This window comes from Streptomyces sp. NPDC046831 (assembly GCF_040645305.1).
GTDB lineage: Bacteria > Actinomycetota > Actinomycetes > Streptomycetales > Streptomycetaceae > Streptomyces.
In genome coordinates this window covers 19594-37960 of record NZ_JBEYXZ010000005.1, presented here as the reverse complement: position 1 = coordinate 37960, position 18367 = coordinate 19594, and the positions used below count along the sequence as shown (strand labels likewise).

The 18367-nt window shown below is 70.7% G+C and carries 12 protein-coding genes; 3 read left to right on the top strand and 9 right to left on the bottom strand.

Annotation, left to right across the window (positions count from 1 at the left end):
- Positions 1 to 112: 112 nt before the first annotated feature.
- Together dop and arc are read right to left on the bottom strand one after the other, a co-directional pair.
- Positions 113 to 1624: a depupylase/deamidase Dop gene (gene dop / locus ABZ920_RS06600; protein ID WP_361499482.1), complete on the bottom strand. Its 1512-nt coding sequence runs from the start codon at positions 1622 to 1624 to the stop codon at positions 113 to 115.
- A 233-nt stretch (positions 1625 to 1857) separates the two neighbouring features.
- Complete coding sequence (gene arc, locus ABZ920_RS06595; RefSeq protein ID WP_361499480.1) at positions 1858 to 3624, bottom strand: proteasome ATPase; 1767 nt, start codon at positions 3622 to 3624, stop codon at positions 1858 to 1860.
- A gap of 242 nt (positions 3625 to 3866) precedes the next feature.
- On the opposite strand from arc, the gene ABZ920_RS06590 reads away from it, so the two are divergent.
- Positions 3867 to 4172 carry a ferredoxin gene (locus tag ABZ920_RS06590; protein ID WP_361499478.1) on the top strand — a complete coding sequence of 102 codons (306 nt, stop codon included), beginning with the start codon at positions 3867 to 3869 and terminating at the stop codon, positions 4170 to 4172.
- 102 nt (positions 4173 to 4274) lie between these two features.
- On the opposite strand, the gene ABZ920_RS06585 is transcribed toward ABZ920_RS06590, so the two are convergent.
- The 3 genes from ABZ920_RS06585 to ABZ920_RS06575 form a co-directional block, all read right to left on the bottom strand.
- Positions 4275 to 4853, bottom strand: coding sequence for a hypothetical protein (locus ABZ920_RS06585; protein WP_361499476.1), 579 nt, complete (start codon positions 4851 to 4853; stop codon positions 4275 to 4277).
- Positions 4854 to 5084: 231 nt separating this feature from the next.
- Positions 5085 to 5987 (bottom strand): tRNA (adenine-N1)-methyltransferase, encoded by a 903-nt coding sequence (locus tag ABZ920_RS06580; RefSeq protein ID WP_361499474.1) that lies wholly within the window; start codon positions 5985 to 5987, stop codon positions 5085 to 5087.
- 53 nt (positions 5988 to 6040) lie between these two features.
- Positions 6041 to 7882: a site-2 protease family protein gene (locus ABZ920_RS06575; RefSeq protein WP_361499473.1), complete on the bottom strand. Its 1842-nt coding sequence runs from the start codon at positions 7880 to 7882 to the stop codon at positions 6041 to 6043.
- A 173-nt stretch (positions 7883 to 8055) separates the two neighbouring features.
- Between ABZ920_RS06575 and ABZ920_RS06570 the strand changes: the two genes are divergently transcribed.
- The gene (locus tag ABZ920_RS06570; RefSeq protein ID WP_361499471.1) at positions 8056 to 9072 is read left to right on the top strand and encodes a RecB family exonuclease; all 1017 of its coding nucleotides are present in this window, start codon (positions 8056 to 8058) and stop codon (positions 9070 to 9072) included.
- A gap of 247 nt (positions 9073 to 9319) precedes the next feature.
- Positions 9320 to 9991, top strand: coding sequence for a response regulator transcription factor (locus ABZ920_RS06565; protein ID WP_208031337.1), 672 nt, complete (start codon positions 9320 to 9322; stop codon positions 9989 to 9991).
- Positions 9992 to 10120: 129 nt separating this feature from the next.
- On the opposite strand, the gene ABZ920_RS06560 is transcribed toward ABZ920_RS06565, so the two are convergent.
- The 4 genes from ABZ920_RS06560 to metH form a co-directional block, all read right to left on the bottom strand.
- Positions 10121 to 11701: an ABC transporter substrate-binding protein gene (locus ABZ920_RS06560; protein WP_361499898.1), complete on the bottom strand. Its 1581-nt coding sequence runs from the start codon at positions 11699 to 11701 to the stop codon at positions 10121 to 10123.
- A gap of 90 nt (positions 11702 to 11791) precedes the next feature.
- Positions 11792 to 13396 carry an ABC transporter substrate-binding protein gene (locus tag ABZ920_RS06555; protein ID WP_361499468.1) on the bottom strand — a complete coding sequence of 535 codons (1605 nt, stop codon included), beginning with the start codon at positions 13394 to 13396 and terminating at the stop codon, positions 11792 to 11794.
- 422 nt (positions 13397 to 13818) lie between these two features.
- Positions 13819 to 14523 carry an HAD family phosphatase gene (locus ABZ920_RS06550; RefSeq protein WP_361499466.1) on the bottom strand — a complete coding sequence of 235 codons (705 nt, stop codon included), beginning with the start codon at positions 14521 to 14523 and terminating at the stop codon, positions 13819 to 13821.
- 159 nt (positions 14524 to 14682) lie between these two features.
- A complete protein-coding gene (gene metH / locus ABZ920_RS06545; protein ID WP_361499464.1) occupies positions 14683 to 18195 on the bottom strand; it encodes a methionine synthase in 3513 nt (1170 codons plus the stop codon).
- Positions 18196 to 18367 lie beyond the last annotated feature (172 nt).

The following is an 18367-nucleotide window of genomic DNA, read 5'->3' as shown; positions in this document are numbered from 1 at the left end:
CGGGTCCGACATCGGCCCTGCAGTTCCTCCAACGTACGAGGGCCACCTCGATGATTCCCGGACCCCGGGGTTTCCATCCACGCCGGGCGGCCCGGCCGGCCCGGGTGCCCGCTCAGCCGCCGGACAGGACCCTGACCAGGTCGTCGGCCGTACGGCAGCGGTCCAGGAGCTCCTTGACGTGATTACGCGTTCCGCGTAGCGGTTCGAGGGTCGGAACGCGCTGCAGAGAGTCCCGCCCCGGCAGGTCGAAGATCACCGAGTCCCAGGAGGCGGCCGCGACGTCGTCCGCGTACTGCTCCAGGCAGCGTCCGCGGAAGTACGCGCGCGTGTCCTCCGGCGGCTTCGTACGGGCCCGCTCGACCTCGGACTCGTCCAGGAGCCGCTTCATGCGTCCCCGGGCCACCAGGCGGTTGTACAGGCCCTTCTCGGGGCGCACGTCGGCGTACTGCAGGTCGACCAGGTGCAGCCGGGCGGCGTCCCAATCGAGGTCGTCACGGCGTCGGTAGCCCTCCATGAGCTCGCGCTTGGCGACCCAGTCGAGCTCGCCGGCAAGGCTCATCGGGTCGTTCTCCAGGCGGTTCAGGGTGTCCTCCCACCGGCTGAGGACGTCCTTGGTCTGGTCGTCGGCGTCCGCCCCGAAGCGCTCCTCCACGTACTTGCGCGCCAGCTCGTAGTACTCCATCTGGAGCTGGACCGCGGTCAGCGTACGGCCGCTTCGGAGGGTGACCAGACGCCGCAGCGAGGGGTCGTGCGAGACCTGGTGGAGGGTGCGGACGGGCTGGTCGACGGCCAGGTCGACGGCGATGAAGCCGTCCTCGATCATCGACAGCACGAGGGAGGTCGTGCCCAGCTTGAGGTAGGTGGAGATCTCCGAGAGGTTCGCGTCGCCGATGATCACGTGCAGGCGGCGGTACTTCTCCGCGTCGGCGTGCGGCTCGTCCCGGGTGTTGATGATCGGGCGCTTCAGCGTCGTCTCCAGACCGACCTCGACCTCGAAGTAGTCCGCGCGCTGGCTGAGCTGGAAGCCGTGCTCGTGGCCGTCCTGGCCGATACCGAGCCGGCCGGCCCCGGCGAAGACCTGCCGGGAGACGAAGAAGGGCGTGAGGTGGCGCACGATGTCGGAGAACGGGGTCTCCCGCTTCATCAGGTAGTTCTCGTGCGTGCCGTACGAGGCGCCCTTGTTGTCGGTGTTGTTCTTGTAGAGGTGGATGGGCTGGGCACCGGGCAGCTGGGCGGCCCGCTCCGCGGCCTCGGCCATGATCCGCTCGCCGGCCTTGTCCCACAGGACGGCGTCCCGGGGGTTGGTCACCTCGGGCGCGCTGTACTCGGGGTGGGCGTGGTCGACGTAGAGCCGCGCGCCGTTGGTGAGGATCACGTTGGCGAGGCCGATGTCCTCGTCGGTGAGCTGGCTGGCGTCGGCGGCCTCGCGGGCGAGGTCGAAGCCCCGGGCGTCCCGCAGCGGGTTCTCCTCCTCGAAGTCCCAGCGGGCCCGGCGGGCCCGGTGCATCGCCGCCGCGTAGGCGTTGACGATCTGGGACGAGGTGAGCATGGCATTGGCATTGGGGTGGCCGGGGACGGAGATCCCGTACTCCGTCTCGATGCCCATTACTCGCCGTACGGTCATGCGGCCCTCCTTGCCCGGCGGCGCCCTCGGTCGTGGGCGTCGCTCAGATACCGCTGGTGCCCAGGTGCCTGTGCGGTGCCCGTCCCCGCACTGCGCGACCCGGCGGTACGACAGAGCCTAGAACGCCTTTGCGCTGGTGGGGAGATCATTTGCATCATTGCCTGCTCCAGCCGTGGCCGGAAAAACAGCCGGCTGCGGGCACCCCGCCGAGGGCACCCGCAGCCGCCCTGCCTTTACAGGTACTGACCGGTGTTCGCCACCGTGTCGATGGAGCGTCCGGTGTCCGCGCCCTGCTTTCCGGTGATGAGGGTGCGGATGTAGACGATCCGCTCGCCCTTCTTTCCGGAGATCCGGGCCCAGTCGTCCGGGTTGGTGGTGTTGGGCAGGTCCTCGTTCTCCTTGAACTCGTCCACGCAGGCCTGGAGGAGGTGGGAGACGCGCAGGCCCTTCTGGTTCTTCTCGAGGAAGTCCTTGATGGCCATCTTCTTGGCCCGGCCCACGATGTTCTCGATCATGGCGCCGGAATTGAAGTCCTTGAAGTACAGGACTTCCTTGTCGCCGTTGGCGTAGGTGACCTCCAGGAAGCGGTTCTCCTCGGATTCGGCGTACATCTGTTCCACCGCGGTCTGGATCATGCCCTGGACCGTGGCGGACTTGTCGCCGGCGTGCTCCGTGAGGTCTTCCGCGTGCAGCGGCAGACGCTCGGTGAGGTACTTCCCGAAGATGTCCTTGGCCGCCTCGGCGTCCGGACGCTCGATCTTGATCTTCACGTCGAGCCGGCCGGGCCGCAGGATGGCGGGGTCGATCATGTCCTCGCGGTTGGAGGCGCCGATCACGACCACGTTCTGCAGGCCCTCCACGCCGTCGATCTCGGCGAGCAGCTGCGGGACGATGGTGTTCTCCACGTCCGAGCTGACGCCGGAGCCGCGGGTGCGGAAGAGGGACTCCATCTCGTCGAAGAAGACGATGACGGGCGTGCCCTCGCTGGCCTTCTCCCGTGCGCGCTGGAAGACGAGGCGGATCTGCCGCTCGGTCTCACCGACGTACTTGTTCAGCAGCTCGGGGCCCTTGATGTTGAGGAAGAAGCTCTTGCCGGCGGCCTGACCGGTGACCTCGGCCACCTTCTTGGCGAGCGAGTTGGCCACGGCCTTGGCGATGAGCGTCTTGCCGCATCCGGGGGGCCCGTACAGCAGGACCCCCTTCGGCGGCCGCAGCTCGTGCTCCTTGAACAGGTCCGGGTAGAGGTAGGGAAGCTCGACGGCGTCCCGGATGGCCTCGATCTGGTTGCCGAGGCCGCCGATCTGCTCGTAGCCGATGTCGGGCACCTCTTCGAGGACGAGCTCCTCGACCTCGCTCTTGGGCACGACCTCGTAGACGTAGCCTGACCTCGGCTCGAGCAGCAGGGCGTCACCGGGACGGATGGTCACGTCCAGCAGCGGCTCGGCGAGCCGCACCACCCGTTCCTCGTCGGTGTGGCCCAGCACCAGGGCGCGCTCGCCGTCCTCGAGGATCTCCTTGAGGGTGACGATGTCGCCGACGCGCTCGAACTGCATGGCGTCGACCACGTTGAGCGCTTCGTTGAGCATCACTTCCTGGCCGCGGCGCAGCTCGTCGAGCTCGACGCTGGGGCTGACGTTCACCCGGAGCTTGCGGCCGCCGGTGAAGATGTCGGCCGTGCCGTCCTCGTTGGCCTGCAGGAAGACGCCGAAGCCGGCCGGCGGCTGCGCGAGCCGGTCGACCTCCTCCTTCAGGGCCACGATCTGGTCGCGGGCCTCACGGAGCGTGTTCGCCAGCCGTTCGTTCTGTGCGGACACGCCGGCCAGATTGGTCTGCAGCTCGACGATCCGCTCTTCGAGAATCCTCGTGTGCCGCGGAGAGTCGGCGAGCTTGCGTCGCAGGACGGCGATCTCCTGCTCAAGGTAGGCGATCTGCCCGACCGGGTCGTCGGACCCGCGTCCCGGGCGGATGCCGCGGTTAATGTCGTCGTCGTGGGCTGCCACGGTCCTCACCTCCTCCAAGGGGAGCTGGACGCTTCCAGACCCTACCTGGGTGGGTGTCGATTGAAACCCCTAGATCAAAAGACGGTCGAGGTGTGTCCGATCTTCACCCTTGCGCTCTCCCTCACGCCAGGGGAATACCCACGGAACGCGAAGGGAAAGCGGGCGGCTGTAGGGTCGAAGTGTTCAACACCCGCCAGAGCTGGCCGGATTCCCGTGCGGCTCGAAGCGAAACGGCAGGAGACATGACCGTGCAGCAGCAGGCCCCGGACGCAAGCGAGGCTCTGGAGGTCTGGATCGACCAGGACCTCTGTACCGGGGACGGCATCTGCGCCCAGTACGCGCCCGAGGTGTTCGAGCTGGACATCGACGGTCTGGCCTACGTCAAGGGACCGGGCGACGAGCTGCTGCAGGACAGGGGCGCGACAACGCCCGTACCGGTCCCGCTCCTGACGGACGTGGTGGACTCGGCGAAGGAATGCCCGGGCGACTGCATCCATGTACGTCGAATTTCGGACAAGGTCGAGGTGTACGGCCCGGACGCCGAGTGACGGCACGGGAGCCGGGCGTGACCATCCCCCGCTCCCCCCGCCCCCGCCGATCCCCTCACGCCCCTCACGTCCGGTTTCCCGCGCTCCGCGCGGGGTGACGGGTCAGACGCTGCGCCCCGGGGAGGGCGTGGAGCGCAGGAACGTGCCGTCCCGCCACTGCCATGTCGTGACGTCCTTCAGGTCGGGGCAGCAACTGGGCACGTCGGGTGAGGAGTAGCCGAGCAGGGTCGCGGTCACGACGCCGCCGCGCACCGCGAAGTGCGTGACGGTGCGCCGGTCCTCGGGGTCGACCAGGGTGGCGACGACACGGGGTTCGCCGCTGTCCGCGCCCCGGGTGAGGACGTAGACGCCGTCGGGCGGGGTGCCCATGGCGGCGTCGCAGTGGACCACGGCGACGGTCTCGGGGCGGCCGTCGCCGTCGAGGTCGCCGGACGCCTGCTGGGCCACCACGGGCTTCACGGGACCGCAGACCAGGGGGAAGCCCACACCGGCGGTGCCGGGGGGTGCGGCGGCCGCGGGGGCGGACTGCGCCCGGGTGCCGGCCGGCTGCGCCGCCGTGGCCGAGCCGGGCTGGAGCACCGAGGAGAGGGCGACCACACCGGCGACAGCCGTGGCGGTGGCGACCCAGTGGATGGGCCGGGTGTGCGTGTGTGCCAGTTCCGGAACGGCGGAGTGCTGCACGAGGAGTGTCTCCTGTGAGGGCTGTGCCGGTGGGGTGGCCAGCATCGTGCCACACGTCACAGGGCTGGGGAACGGCAGGGTGGGTACTCGCGCGGGTTTCGGCCGGGGGCCGCGCGGACGCCGGCCCGGGCGTGCTGGTGCCGTGTCAGGACGAAGGCGCCGCGGCGCGGTTCCCGCCCTGGTCGGGGGAACTGCGCGGCGGCGCCTGTGCGTTGAGCCGAGGAGGACCGCTCAGCGGCCGGTGCCTCCGCCGGCGTTGGGGCCTTCGTAGTCCTCGCCGTAGGCGCCCTTGGCGGGCCGGCGGCGGCGCGTGGGCGGCTCGACGCCGTCCGCGAGGCGGCGGGCGGTGAGCAGGAAGCCGGTGTGGCCGATCATCCGGTGGTCCGGGCGGACGGCGAGACCCTCGATGTGCCAGTTGCGGATCATCGTCTCCCAGGCGGTCGGCTCGTTGAAGCAGCCGATCTCCCGGATGGACTCGACAGTCCGGGCGAGCTGGGTGGTGGTCGCGACGTAGCAGCACAGGATGCCGCCGGGGACGAGCGCCTTGGAGACGGCCTCCAGGCACTCCCACGGGGCGAGCATGTCCAGGATGACGCGGTCGACGTCGGTGTCGGACAGGTTGTCCTGGAGGTCGCCGACGGTGAGCTGCCAGGCGGGGTGCGGGCCGCCGAAGTAGCGTTCGACGTTCTGCTGGGCGATCTCGGCGAAGTCGGCGCGGCGCTCGTAGCTGTGCAGCATGCCCTGGTCGCCGATGGCCCGCAGCAGGAAGCTGCTGAGTGAACCGGACCCGACGCCGGCCTCCACGACACGGGCGCCGGGGAAGATGTCGGCGAAGGCGAGGATCTGCCCCGCGTCCTTGGGGTAGACGACGGCCGCCCCGCGAGGCATGGACAGGACGTAGTCGGGGAGCAGGGGGCGCAGCGCGAGGTAGGCGACGTTCCCGGTGGTGCGGACGACGCTGCCCTCGGGTGCGCCGATCAGCTCGTCGTGCGGGAAGGAACCCTTGTGGGTGTGGAAGTTCTTCCCTGCCTCGAGCGTGAACGTGTAGTGGCGGCCCTTGGGGTCGGTCAGCTGTACCTGGTCCCCGACCTTGAAGGGCCCGCGACGGCGGGCGGCACCGGTCGGTTCGGACATGTGACCAGCCTACCGGTCCCCGGGAGGGCCGCCGACCACGTGGGAAGGTGCGCTCAGGCGGACGCCGAGGGCCGGGCCATGGCCTTGACGAAGGCGCGCTCGACGTCGGCGGCGGACAGCACGCCGTAGATCTCGCCGGTCTCCTCCACCACCAGGTACTCGGTGGCCGGGGCCGCGCGCAGGGCGTCCAGCAGATCCTCGCCGGCGAGTTCGGCGGAGACGCGCATCCCCTCGGTGAGGTCCTGGGCCAGCTCGCTGGCGTGGACCCAGGGGCGGCGGTGTTCGGGGACGCCGACGATGGCGGACTCGCGGACGAGCGAGAGGGGCTCCCCGTGGCCGTCGACGACGACCAGGGCGCGGGCGCCGGCGGCGTTGGCGCGGCGCAGGGCCTCGGAGAGCGAGGTGTCGGTCTCGACGGGGACGGCGCGGCGGGTGAGGTTGCGGGCGCGCAGTTCCGGCAGGTGCTCGCGCAGGCGGGCCGTGCGCAGGCTGTTCCCGGCGCCGGTCCAGATGATCGCGGCGAGGATGGCGGCGAGCAGGGCGTCGGTGACGGTGTCCATGCCGACGCTGTCCTCGGCGCCGGAGCCGAGAGCTCCGGACTGGGTGAACAGGGGGAGGCCGATCAGGACGCAGACGGCGAGGGCGCGGCCCACCCAGGCGGCGGCGACGGTGCCGCTCATCGGCCGGCCGGTGATCTTCCAGACGACGGCCCGGAGCATGCGGCCGCCGTCCAGCGGCAGCCCGGGCAGCAGGTTGAAGGCGGCGACGATGAGGTTGGAGACCATCAGGCCGCCCAGCAGGATGCCGGGGACCGTGCCGGGCTCGACGGACTGCAGCGCCAGGTAGAAGACGCCGGCGAGGACCAGCGAGAGCAGTGGGCCGACGAAGGCCAGCACGAAGTCGCGGCCCGGCGTCTCGGCCTCCTTCTCGATCTCGGAGACACCGCCGAAGAACTGCAGCCGGATGCGGCGCACCGGGAGCCCGAACCGGAGCGCGGCGATCGTGTGGGCGAGCTCGTGCACGAGCACGGAGGCGTAGAAGGCGACCGCGAAGAACAGGGCGACGAGGTAGCGGGCGGCGCCGAGGCCGGGCAGCACGCGGTCGAGCTGCCCGCCGAACACCCAGGTGATCAGGGCGGCCACCAGGAACCAGCTGGGCGCCACGTACACCGGCACCCCGAAGGGACGTCCCATGAGCAGCCCGCCCCGGGACTCCGCGGGCCGCTGCGGCGCCCGGAGTCCGGAGCGCGCGTGGGCGCGGTCGGGATGCGCGTCGTGCCCGTCGTGCGCGGGGTCCGGGCGTCGCCCGGCCGGGCCGGGGTCGGAATCGGGCCGGGCGGCGGCGGGCGGGTGCGGCCGGGCGGCGGTGCCGTGCCGCTCGCCGGCGTCGTCCGCCGCGGCGGAGCCGTCGGTGTGGCCGGTGCGGTCGGTTCCGGTGCGGTCGGTTCCGGTCCGGTCGTCCCCGGTCCGGTCGATCCCGGCGACGGCCGCGGGGGGTTCGAGGCCGGACGGACCGGTCCGGTCGTTCCCCGCCGGCTTCGCGGGCGGGCCGGCCGGCACGGCACCGGCCTCGGGGGCCGTCGGGTGGTCGGTGACGGAGGCACTCTCCGAGAGGTCATCGGGGGCGGGACCGGCCTCGGGGGCCGTGGAGGCCGCAGGCTCCGGGCGGGCCGCGCGCTCCGGGTGGGCCGTGTCCGCGGGGTTCTCGCGGTTCGCGGGATTCCCAGGGTTCTCGTGACTCGCTGGAGTGTCGGGGTTCTCGCGGTTCACGGGGTTCCCGGGGCGGACCGGGTCGGGGCCTGCGGGGCCGGTGGCACGGACCTCCGAGCCCGTGTGGTGCTCGGCCGGCTCGTCCTTGCCGGACCGCGGCTTCCCGCCTCCGCCGCTCACGTCCACGGTGTCCCCTCGTTCGAAGCGTCTCCCGCGCCTGACGGGCGGAAGCTCTCGGGTCGATGGTATGCGGCCGGGACGCACGGATCAGCCCGGCACCCCTTGTGCTTCCCCGCTGTAGCGCTCTTCACGACCGCGGGACGGGTTCGCTGTCGGTGCCGGGCCGTATGGTCTGTGACATGGAGACCAGCACCGAGGGCGAAGCCAGGAGCGACAGCGAGGGGACCGGGCCGGCGGCCGGGGAGCCGCGGACGGCGGCCGCGCACGCGGAGCCGCGGACGGCCGTTTTCATACCGTCCCCGTCCCCCGCTCCGTCCTCCCCCTCCCGCGCCGCCTCCGTGCCCGCGTCCCTGTCGCCCTCCCGTGCCGGTGACTTCATGCAGTGCCCGCTGCTCTACCGGTTCCGGGTGATCGACCGGCTGCCGGAGAAGCCGAGTGAGGCCGCGACGCGGGGGACCCTGGTGCACGCCGTGCTGGAGCGGCTCTTCGACGCCCCGGCCGCCGATCGGACCCCGCCGCGCGCCAAGTCGCTGATCCCCGGCCAGTGGGACCGGCTGCGCGAGGCCAGGCCGGAGCTGGTGGAGCTGTTCGCCGACGACCCGGACGGCGAACGGCTGGCCCGCTGGCTGACGCAGGCCGAACAGCTGGTCGAGCGCTGGTTCACGCTGGAGGACCCGACGCGGCTGGAGCCGGCCGAGCGCGAGCTGTTCGTCGAGGCGGAGCTGGAGTCGGGGCTGACCCTGCGCGGGATCATCGACCGGGTCGACGTGGCGCCCACCGGCGAGGTGCGGATCGTCGACTACAAGACGGGCAAGGCGCCCCGGCCCGAGTACGCCGAGGGTGCGCTGTTCCAGATGAAGTTCTACGCGCTGGTGGTCTGGCGGCTGAAGGGGATCGTGCCGCGCCGGCTCCAGCTGGTGTACCTGGGCAGTGGGGACGTGCTGACGTACGACCCCGTGGTGGCCGACCTGGAGCGGGTCGAGCGGAAGCTGCTGGCCCTCTGGGACGCGATCCGGCTGGCGACGGAGACGGGTGACTGGCGGCCGCGGCCGACGAAGCTGTGCGGCTGGTGCGATCACCAGGCGCACTGTCCGGAGTTCGGGGGGACTCCGCCGCCCTACCCGCTGCCGGTGCGGGTGAGGGACGCGGGTGCGGACGCCGAGGCGGCCGGGACGCCGGGGGACGCGACCGCGTAGGGGCGACGGCCTCGGTCCGCCGCCTCGGCGCGTGGGCGGGGCCGGGGTCCGTCCTCCCCGGCCGTGCCATCGGGACCTCGGCCGTGCTTCCACCACCGGTGTCCGCCGCCGTAGGGGCCGCCTGCGCGAAGTCGGCCCACCCGCACGGGGGTTGCCGCCGATGCGCGGCCACCCGTGCCGCGAGGCCGCCGGTCCCGGGAATCGGGGCGCAGGGCAGAATGGGGCCGGACTAGCGAAGGAGACTCTCGTGGCCATCCGCGTCCTACTGGTCGACGACCAGCCGCTGCTGCGTACCGGGTTCCGGATGATCCTGGAGGCCGAGCAGGACATCGCGGTCGTCGGCGAGGCCGGAGACGGCCTCCAGGCTTTGGACCAGGTGCGTGCCCTGCAGCCGGACGTGGTGCTGATGGACATCCGCATGCCGCGGATGGACGGGGTGGAGGCGACCCGGCAGATCACCGGACCCGGGCGGGACGGCCCGGCGAAGGTGCTGGTGCTGACCACCTTCGACCTCGACGAGTACGTGGTGGAGGCGCTGCGCGCCGGAGCGAGCGGGTTCCTGCTGAAGGACGCTCCCGCCGACGAGCTGGTGCAGGCGATCCGGGTCGTCGCGGCCGGCGAGGCGATGCTGGCGCCGAGCATCACGCGCCGGCTGCTGGACAAGTACGCCACGCATCTGCCCTCCGGCGAGGAGCCGGTGCCGGACACCCTGCACACGCTCACCGACCGCGAGGTGGAGGTGCTGAAGCTCGTCGCACGCGGGCTGTCGAACGCGGAGATCGCCGCCGACCTGTTCGTCAGTGAGACCACCGTCAAGACGCACGTCGGGCACGTGCTGACCAAGCTGGGCCTGCGCGACCGGGTGCAGGCCGCGGTGTACGCGTACGAGAGCGGTCTGGTGCGGCCCGGCGCGCAGTAGAGGGCCGCGGGCGCCGAAGGGCATCGCGGCACACGCGGCGCTCCGGGGGCCGCGACGGCGAAGGGCGCCGCTCCCGGATGAACGGGGAGTGGCGCCCTTCGCGCGGGAGCCCGTGCGGGCCGCCGGGCCTCAGCTCTTGCTGAGTTCCCAGAAGCGGAACACGGTGGAGGCGTCCAGGCAGTACTCCAGTCCGTAGACGCCGTCCCTGACCACCGCGTACTGCTTGGCCTGCCACACCGGCAGGACCGGCAGCTGGCGGGCCACGATGTCCTGCAGTTCGCCGTACTCCTTGTCGGTGGCGGCGCGGTCGCTCTGGGCGGCGGTGCGCGGGATGAGCGTGCCGGTGATGGTCTTGTTGGTGTAGTTGTTGCCGAGCACGTTGCCCTGGCCGAAGAAGGGCGCGGTGAAGTTGTCGGCGTCCGGGTAGTCGGGCACCCAGCCCTTGACGTAGACGCCGTACTTGCCCTTGGCGATGTCCTTCTCGTACTGGTCGAAGGGCACGGACACGACGTCCGCCTGGAACAGGCCGCTGGCGTTGAGCTGGGCGGCGATCGCGCCCAGCTCCTGGTCGGTGGCCGGGCCGTAGCGGGACGGGGTCGACCAGAGGGTCAGCCGCACCTTCCCGGTGATGCCGTCGGCGGCCAGGGCGGCGGCCGCCGCGGCCTTGGAGGGGCGGGCGCCGTAGGTGTCGAAGAAGGCCGTGTTGTGGCCGGCGATCCCGGCCGGGATGATCGAGTACAGCGGGGTCGCCGTGTCCTCGTAGATCTGGCTGATGAGCGCGTCCCGGTCGATCAGGTGCGCGATGGCCTTGCGGACGCCGAGCTTCCCGGCGACCGGGTCGTCCATGTTGAAGACCAGGTGCTGGACCTCGGCGCTGCTGCCCTCGACGACCTCGACGCCCTTGTCGCCGTCCTGCTTCTCGATGTCGGATATGTCGCTCGCGGTCAGACCGCGGTAGGCGACGTCGACCCTGTCGTCGAGCAGGGCCCGCTTGAGGGCTGCCTGGTCGCCGTGGAAGAAGCGCAGCGTCACGCCGGAGTTCTTCCGCTCGGCGGCGCCCGTGTAGTTCTTGTTGGCCGAGAAGACGGCCTCGTCCTCGTCGAAGGAGTCCAGCTTGTACGGGCCCGAGCCGACGGCCCGGCCGTCCTTGCGCAGCCCGTCCGCGTCGTACTGGCGGTGGTCGACGATGGAGCCGGCACCAGAGGCGATCTTGCTCGGGAAGGTGGCGTCGGGGACCTTCAGCCGGAAGACGACGGTCCTGTCGTCGGGCGTCGCGACCGAGTCGAGCATGGGGAACATGATCGCCGGGCCCGCGTCGTCGTTGATCTTCAGCATGCGGTCGAACGAGAACTTGACGTCCTTGGACGTGAGCGGGTCACCGTTGCTGAACTTCAGCCCGTCCTTGAGCGTGCACCGGTACACCTTGGTCTGCGCGTCCGTGAAGGAGCACTGCTCGGCGGCCTCCGGCTGCGGCTCGGTGCCGCCCTTGGGGAAGCTGAGGAGCGACTGGAAGACGTTGCTGAACAACAGCCAGGAGCCGGGGTCGTAGCCGGACGCCGGGTCCGTGGCCAGGACGTCGTCGGACATTCCCACGACCACCTGGGAGCCGTCGCTCCCGGATCCGCCGCTGTCGGATCCGCATCCGGTCAGCAGACCGGACGCCAGTCCCGCCACGATGGGCAGGACCGGCCACTGGTTGCGCATGTTCACAGCGTGTGCCTCGTTCACGTCCTCGAAGACCCGGGGGCGCGGTCCCAGCCGCCGGGTGGGCCCTGTGCCGACACAGGGCCCTCAGGCCGCTCAGTTTTTCACACCGCGTCCGAGCTCCCACAGCTGAAGGGTCGCAGTGGAGTTGACGGCGTACGCGGTGCCGGTGACGTCCTCCGCCGAGGCGACGTACTGCTTGCCCTGCCACAGCGGGAGGATCGGCACGTCGTCGGCGACGATGTCCTGAATGGCCGTCAGGCTGGAGCCGGCGCTGAGCCGGTCGGCCTCCCGGCGGGACTCCGGGATCAGGGTGTTGCGGATCCGGCTGTTGACGTAGGGCGTGTTGAGGGTGTTGTCCTTGTCCAGGAACGGCGCGAGGTAGTTGTCCGCGTCCGGGAAGTCGGGGAACCAGCCCATGCCGTAGACGTCGTAGGAGCCCTTCAGCTCGGCCGGGCGGAACTTCTTCCAGGTGGCGCCCTCGATGGTCACGTCGAACAGGCCGCTGGCGTTGAGCTGCTTCTGAAGGATTTGGAACTCCTTCTTGGTGGCCGGACCGTAGTGGTCGGTCGTGTAGTGCAGCGTCAGCTTCACCGGGGTGGTGATGTCGGCCTTGGCGAGCAGCGACTTGGCCTTCGCCACGTCGGGGTCGCCGTACTTGTTGAAGAAGGCGTTGGAGTGACCCGTGACGGTGGCCGGCACGAGCGAGTAGAGCGGCTCGGCCTGGGAGCCGTAGACCTCGGAGACCAGCTCGCTGCGGTTGACGACCTGGGCCACCGCCTGGCGCACGGCCTTGTCCTTGACGGACGGGGCGTCGGTGTTGAAGGCGAGGTAGCGGATCTCCAGGCCGGGCATCTCGACCATGTCGATCTTGCCGTCGGAGGCGTTGGTGAGGGTGCGGATCTGCTCCGGCGACATGGTGCGGGTCATCACGTCGATGTCGCCCTTGTCCAGGGCGTCGCCCATGGCGCCGGCGTCCTCGAAGGACCGCATCTCGACCTTGTCGTTGTTGAGCTGCAACGTCCCCTTGTAGTTGGGGTTCTTGGTGAAGACCGCGTCGACGAGCTCGTCGTTGTCGACCTTCGCCTTCATGGTGTACGGGCCGGATCCGTCGATGGCGAAGCCCGTGCGCAGCTTGGTCTTCTCGTAGGCCTCGGGGTTGATGATGCCCGCGACGGGCGTCGACAGCTTGAACGGGAAGGTGGCGTCTGCCGTGTTGAGGTGGAAGATGACCTCGCGGTCGCCCTGGGTCTCGACGGTGTCGACGGTGGACAGCAGGCCGAACACGCCGCTGTCGGCCTTGATGGCCAGGGCACGGTCGATGGAGTACTTCACGTCGGCCGCGGTGACGGGGTCGCCGTCGGCGAACTTCAGGCCCTCCCGCAGCGTGCAGGCGTAGCGCTCGTTGCCGCTGTCGGTGAAGCCGCACCGCTCCGCGGCCTCGGGCACCGGCTCGCCCTCACCCTTGGGCTGGATCATCAGGGTCTGCACGGTCTGGCGCAGGATGTTCCAGGTGCCGACGTCGTAGGCGAACGCCGGGTCGAGGGGCGCGGGGGCTTCCTTGGAGGCGGAGAACCGGTCCGTGGTGCCGACGACGATGGCGTCGCCGCCGTTGCCGCCGCTGTCGGTCCCGCCGCAGGCGGCGAGCACCGGGGCGAGCAGGCCGGCCACGGCCGGCAGCACCAGAGTCTTGCGGTTCATGCTCGAGTTTCTCCAGGCAGTCATGTCCGTGTACCCGGCACGCAATGGTGTTGCGGTGGATCACGGGGGTAGGGGCGATGTTCTCGCGACGAGATTAATCGGCCCCCGCGCGAGGGGTCGCAGCCAGCGGAGGCGAATGCCCATCACGCTGTGGCACCGGGTATGAACGGACCGGAGAAACGTGTTGCGGAAGGATTGGTGCAGCGTCTCACCAAACGGGACACAAGGGCGCACGGAGCGTGTCCGGGAGGGGCGGGGGACCAGATGCCGCCCGCTTTGTCGACCCCCGCAGGCGTGACGAACGTCACCTCGTCAACTCACGTACGTCGCAGCGGAATTCCGCCACGACCGCGCGTATTGATCTATTCAATCGGACTGAGTGCATTAATAGATCTATTCACATTGCACGCTCGGTGAACGATCTAGCGCATTTCTGTCATCAGTCCGCGCAGGAATGTCAGATCGACCTGTTCGAGCGAGGTGACGACGGTCCGCCGGTGCGCCGGCTCGATGGGTGACACCGAGGGCACGGCCACGACGTGGCAGCCCGCCGCCTCCGCCGCGGCGACGCCGGTCGCGGTGTCCTCGACCACCGCGCACCGGGCCGGGTCCGCGCCCAGCCCGGCCGCCGCGAGCAGGTACGGGTCGGGGTGCGGCTTGGTGCGCGCGACCTCGTCGCCGGCGACCGTCAGCGCGAAGTGGTGGGCGCCGAGCCCGGTCAGCACCCGGTCGATGATGCGCCGGTGGGAGGCGGAGACCAGCGCCGTGGGGACGCCGTGCTCGGACAGTTCGGCGAGCAGCCGTGCGGCACCCGGCATCAGCGGCAGGCCCGCGCCGACGATGCGGTCCTCGAAGCCCCGGTTCAGCAGGACGCTGAGCTCGGCGAGGGTGATGTCGGCGCCGGTGGCCTCGATCAGGAAACCGGCGGATCGGCTCATGGGCCCGCCGACCACGACGTGTCTCCAGGAGTCGTCGAGCGTGTGCCCGAGGGCGGCGAAGACCTCGACCTCCACGTCCCACCAGAAGCCCTCGGTGTCCACCAGCGTGCCGTCCATGTCCAGGAGAACGGCCTGCAGGGCGGAGCCTTCGGCCGCACGGGTGGAGAGGGCGGGGACCGTACTGGTCATCCGGTGTACCTCCTTCAGGGACGATCAGGCCGGTTCCCGTCACGGGAACCGGCCTGCGGTGGACCTGCCAGTGTACGACTTGTGCCTCGCGAACGCCTGGTTTGAACACCGTGCCCCGAGGACACCCGGGCCATCGCCCGAACGGGTGGGACCACGCCCTCAGCGCGCGTTGAAGTACTTCGCCTCCGGGTGGTGGATCACGATCGCGTCCGTGGACTGCTCGGGGTGGAGCTGGAACTCCTCCGACAGGCGGACGCCGATCCGCTCGGGGCGCAGCAGGTCCGCGATCTTGGCTCGGTCCTCCAGGTCGGGGCAGGCCCCGTAGCCGAGGGAGAAGCGGGCGCCCCGGTACTTCAGGGCGAACATGTCCTCGATGTCGTTCGGGTCCTCGCCGGCGAAGCCCAGCTCGGCGCGCACGCGCGCGTGCCAGTACTCGGCCAGGGCCTCGGCCAGCTGCACGGACAGACCGTGCAGTTCGAGGTAGTCGCGGTAGGAGTCGGAGGCGAACAGCCGCGCCGTCTCCTCCCCGATCCGGGAGCCGACGGTGACGACCTGGAAGCCGACGACGTCCCGCTCCCCCGACTCCTCCGGGCGGAAGAAGTCGGCCAGGCAGAGCCGGCGGCCGCGGCGCTGGCGGGGGAAGGTGAAGCGGGTGCGCTCGTTGCCCCGCTCGTCCAGGACTATGAGGTCGTCGTCCTTGGACACGCACGGGAAGTAGCCGTAGACGACGGCCGCCTCAAGCAGGTTCTCGGTCTGCAGCCGGTCCAGCAGCCCGCGCAGCCGCGGCCGTCCCTCGGTCTCGACGAGCTCCTCGTACGTCGGCCCGGCGCCGGTGCGGGCCTGCTTCAGCCCCCACTGGCCCTTGAACAGCGCGCCCTCGTCCAGCCAGCTCGCGTACTCCTTGAGCTGGATGCCCTTGATCACGCGGGTGCCCCAGAAGGGCGGCTCCGGGACCGGGTTGTCGGTGGCCACGTCGGAACGGACGTGGCCCTCCTCCGGACGCTCCTCGATCTCGACGGTGGCCGCCCGGACGCGGCGCGGGCGCAGCTCCGGCAGCTTCGCCCCGGGCACGCCGCGCTTGACGCCGATGAGCGCGTCCATCAGACGCAGGCCCTCGAAGGCGTCGCGGGCGTAGCGGACCTCGCCCTCGTAGAGCTCGTGCAGGTCCTGCTCGACGTACGCCCGGGTCAGGGCTGCGCCGCCCAGGATGACCGGGTAGGTGGCCGCCAGCCCCCGCTGGTTCAGCTCCTCCAGGTTCTCCTTCATGATCACCGTTGACTTGACCAGGAGCCCGGACATGCCGATGACGTCGGCCCGGTGCTCCTCGGCCGCCTCCAGGATCGCGGAGACCGGCTGCTTGATGCCCAGGTTGACGACGTTGTAGCCGTTGTTGGACAGGATGATGTCGACGAGGTTCTTGCCGATGTCGTGCACGTCGCCGCGGACGGTGGCGAGCACGATGGTGCCCTTGCCGGCCTCGTCGGTCCGCTCCATGTGCGGTTCGAGGTGGGCGACGGCGGCCTTCATGACCTCGGCGGACTGGAGCACGAACGGCAGCTGCATCTGGCCGGAGCCGAACAGCTCGCCGACGACCTTCATGCCGTCCAGCAGGGTCTCGTTGACGATGTCGAGGGCCCTGCGGGTCCGCAGCGCCTCGTCCAGGTCGGCCTCGAGGCCGTTGCGCTCGCCGTCGATGATCCGCCGCTTCAGGCGCTCCTCGAGCGGCAGCGCGGCCAGTTCCTCGGCCTTGCCCGCCTTGAGGGACTTCGCGGTGGCGCCCTCGAACAGTGCCATCAGTTTCTGCAGCGGGTCGTAGCCCTCGCGGCGCCGGTCGTAAATGAGGTCCAGGGCGGTGGTGACCTGCTCCTCGTCGAAGCGGGCGATCGGGAGGATCTTGGACGCGTGCACGATGGCCGAGTCCAGGCCGGCCTTGACGCACTCGTCGAGGAAGACGGAGTTCAGCAGGATGCGGGCGGCCGGGTTGAGGCCGAAGGAGATGTTGGACAGGCCGAGCGTGGTCTGCACGGCCGGGTGGCGGCGCTTCAGCTCGCGGATCGCCTCGATGGTGGCGACGCCGTCCTTGCGGGACTCCTCCTGGCCGGTACAGATGGTGAAGGTCAGGCAGTCGACGAGGATGTCCTCCTCGTGGATGCCCCAGTTGCCGGTCAGGTCGTCGATCAGCCGCTCGGCGATCTCCACCTTCTTCCCGGCGGTGCGGGCCTGGCCCTCCTCGTCGATCGTGAGGGCGATCAGGGCGGCGCCGTGCTCCTTGGCGAGCGCGGTGACCTTGGCGAAGCGGGACTCCGGGCCGTCGCCGTCCTCGTAGTTCACCGAGTTGAGCACCGCGCGGCCGCCGAGCTTCTCCAGGCCGGCGCGCAGGACGTCGACCTCGGTGGAGTCGAGCACGACCGGCAGGGTGGAGGCGGTGGCGAAGCGGCCGGCGAGTTCCGCCATGTCGGCGACGCCGTCGCGGCCGACGTAGTCGACGCACAGGTCGAGCATGTGCGCGCCCTCGCGGATCTGCTCGCGCGCCAGCTCCACGCAGTCGTCCCAGCGGCCCTCCAGCATGGCCTCGCGGAACTTCTTCGAGCCGTTGGCGTTGGTGCGCTCGCCGATCGCCAGGTACGAGGTGTCCTGGCGGAAGGGCACGGTCTGGTAGAGGGAGGCGGCGCCCGGCTCGGGGCGCGGGTCGCGTCCGGGCGGGGTGAGGCCGCGGACCCGCTCCACCACCTGGCGCAGGTGCTCGGGGGTGGTGCCGCAGCAGCCGCCCACCAGGGACAGGCCGTAGTCGCGGACGAAGTTCTCCTGCGCGTCCGCCAGGCCCTCGGGGCCGAGCGGGAAGTGGGCGCCGTCCTTGGTCAGCACCGGCAGGCCCGCGTTCGGCATGCACAGCAGCGGGATGCGCGAGTGCCGGGTGAGGTAGCGCAGGTGCTCGCTCATCTCGGCCGGGCCGGTGGAGCAGTTCAGGCCGATCATGTCGATGCCGAGCGGCTCCAGCGCGGTCAGCGCGGCGCCGATCTCGGAGCCGAGCAGCATGGTGCCGGTCGTCTCGAACGCCATCGAGCACAGCAGGGGCACCTCGGTGCCGGTGGCCTCCATGGCGCGCCGGGCGCCGAGGATCGAGGCCTTCGTCTGCAGCAGGTCCTGCGTCGTCTCGACGACCAGCGCGTCGGCGCCGCCGGCGAGCAGTCCCTCGGCGTTGGCCTGGTAGCCGTCCCGGACGGTGGTGTAGCCCACGTGGCCGAGGGTGGGGAGCTTGGTGCCGGGGCCGATCGAGCCCAGCACCCAGCGGGTGCGGCCGTCCCGGGCGGCGTACTCGTCGGCGACCTCGCGGGCGATGCGGGCGCCCGCCTCGGACAGCTCGTACACCCGGTCGGAGATCTCGTACTCCGCCGCCGCGGTGTGGTTGGCGCCGAAGGTGTTGGTCTCCACGCAGTCGACGTCCACGGCGAAGTAGGCGTCGTGGACCGAACGGACGATGTCGGGCCGGGTGAGGTTCAGGATCTCGTTGCAGCCTTCGAGGTTCTCGAAGTCCTCGAGGGTGGGGTCGTGGGCCTGCAGCATCGTGCCCATCGCTCCGTCGGCGACCACCACACGGGTGGCGAGTGCCTCACGGAGGGCGGACACACGGGTCCGGCTGTCGGCGGAAGGGGTCGGCGGCAACGAGGCCATGTAGGGGCTCCCTGGGAGTGCGACGGCTGTCGGCTTTGCGCCGTGTCGGCACACTCCTCCCGGAGCTCCCGCCAAGGCGCACGCCGCCAGCGTAGCCGGGACCGGGGGGCGATGGTCGGGGCGTCCACGGTGCGGACGAGGATGTCGCCCACGTCACCTCGGCGCGACCGGT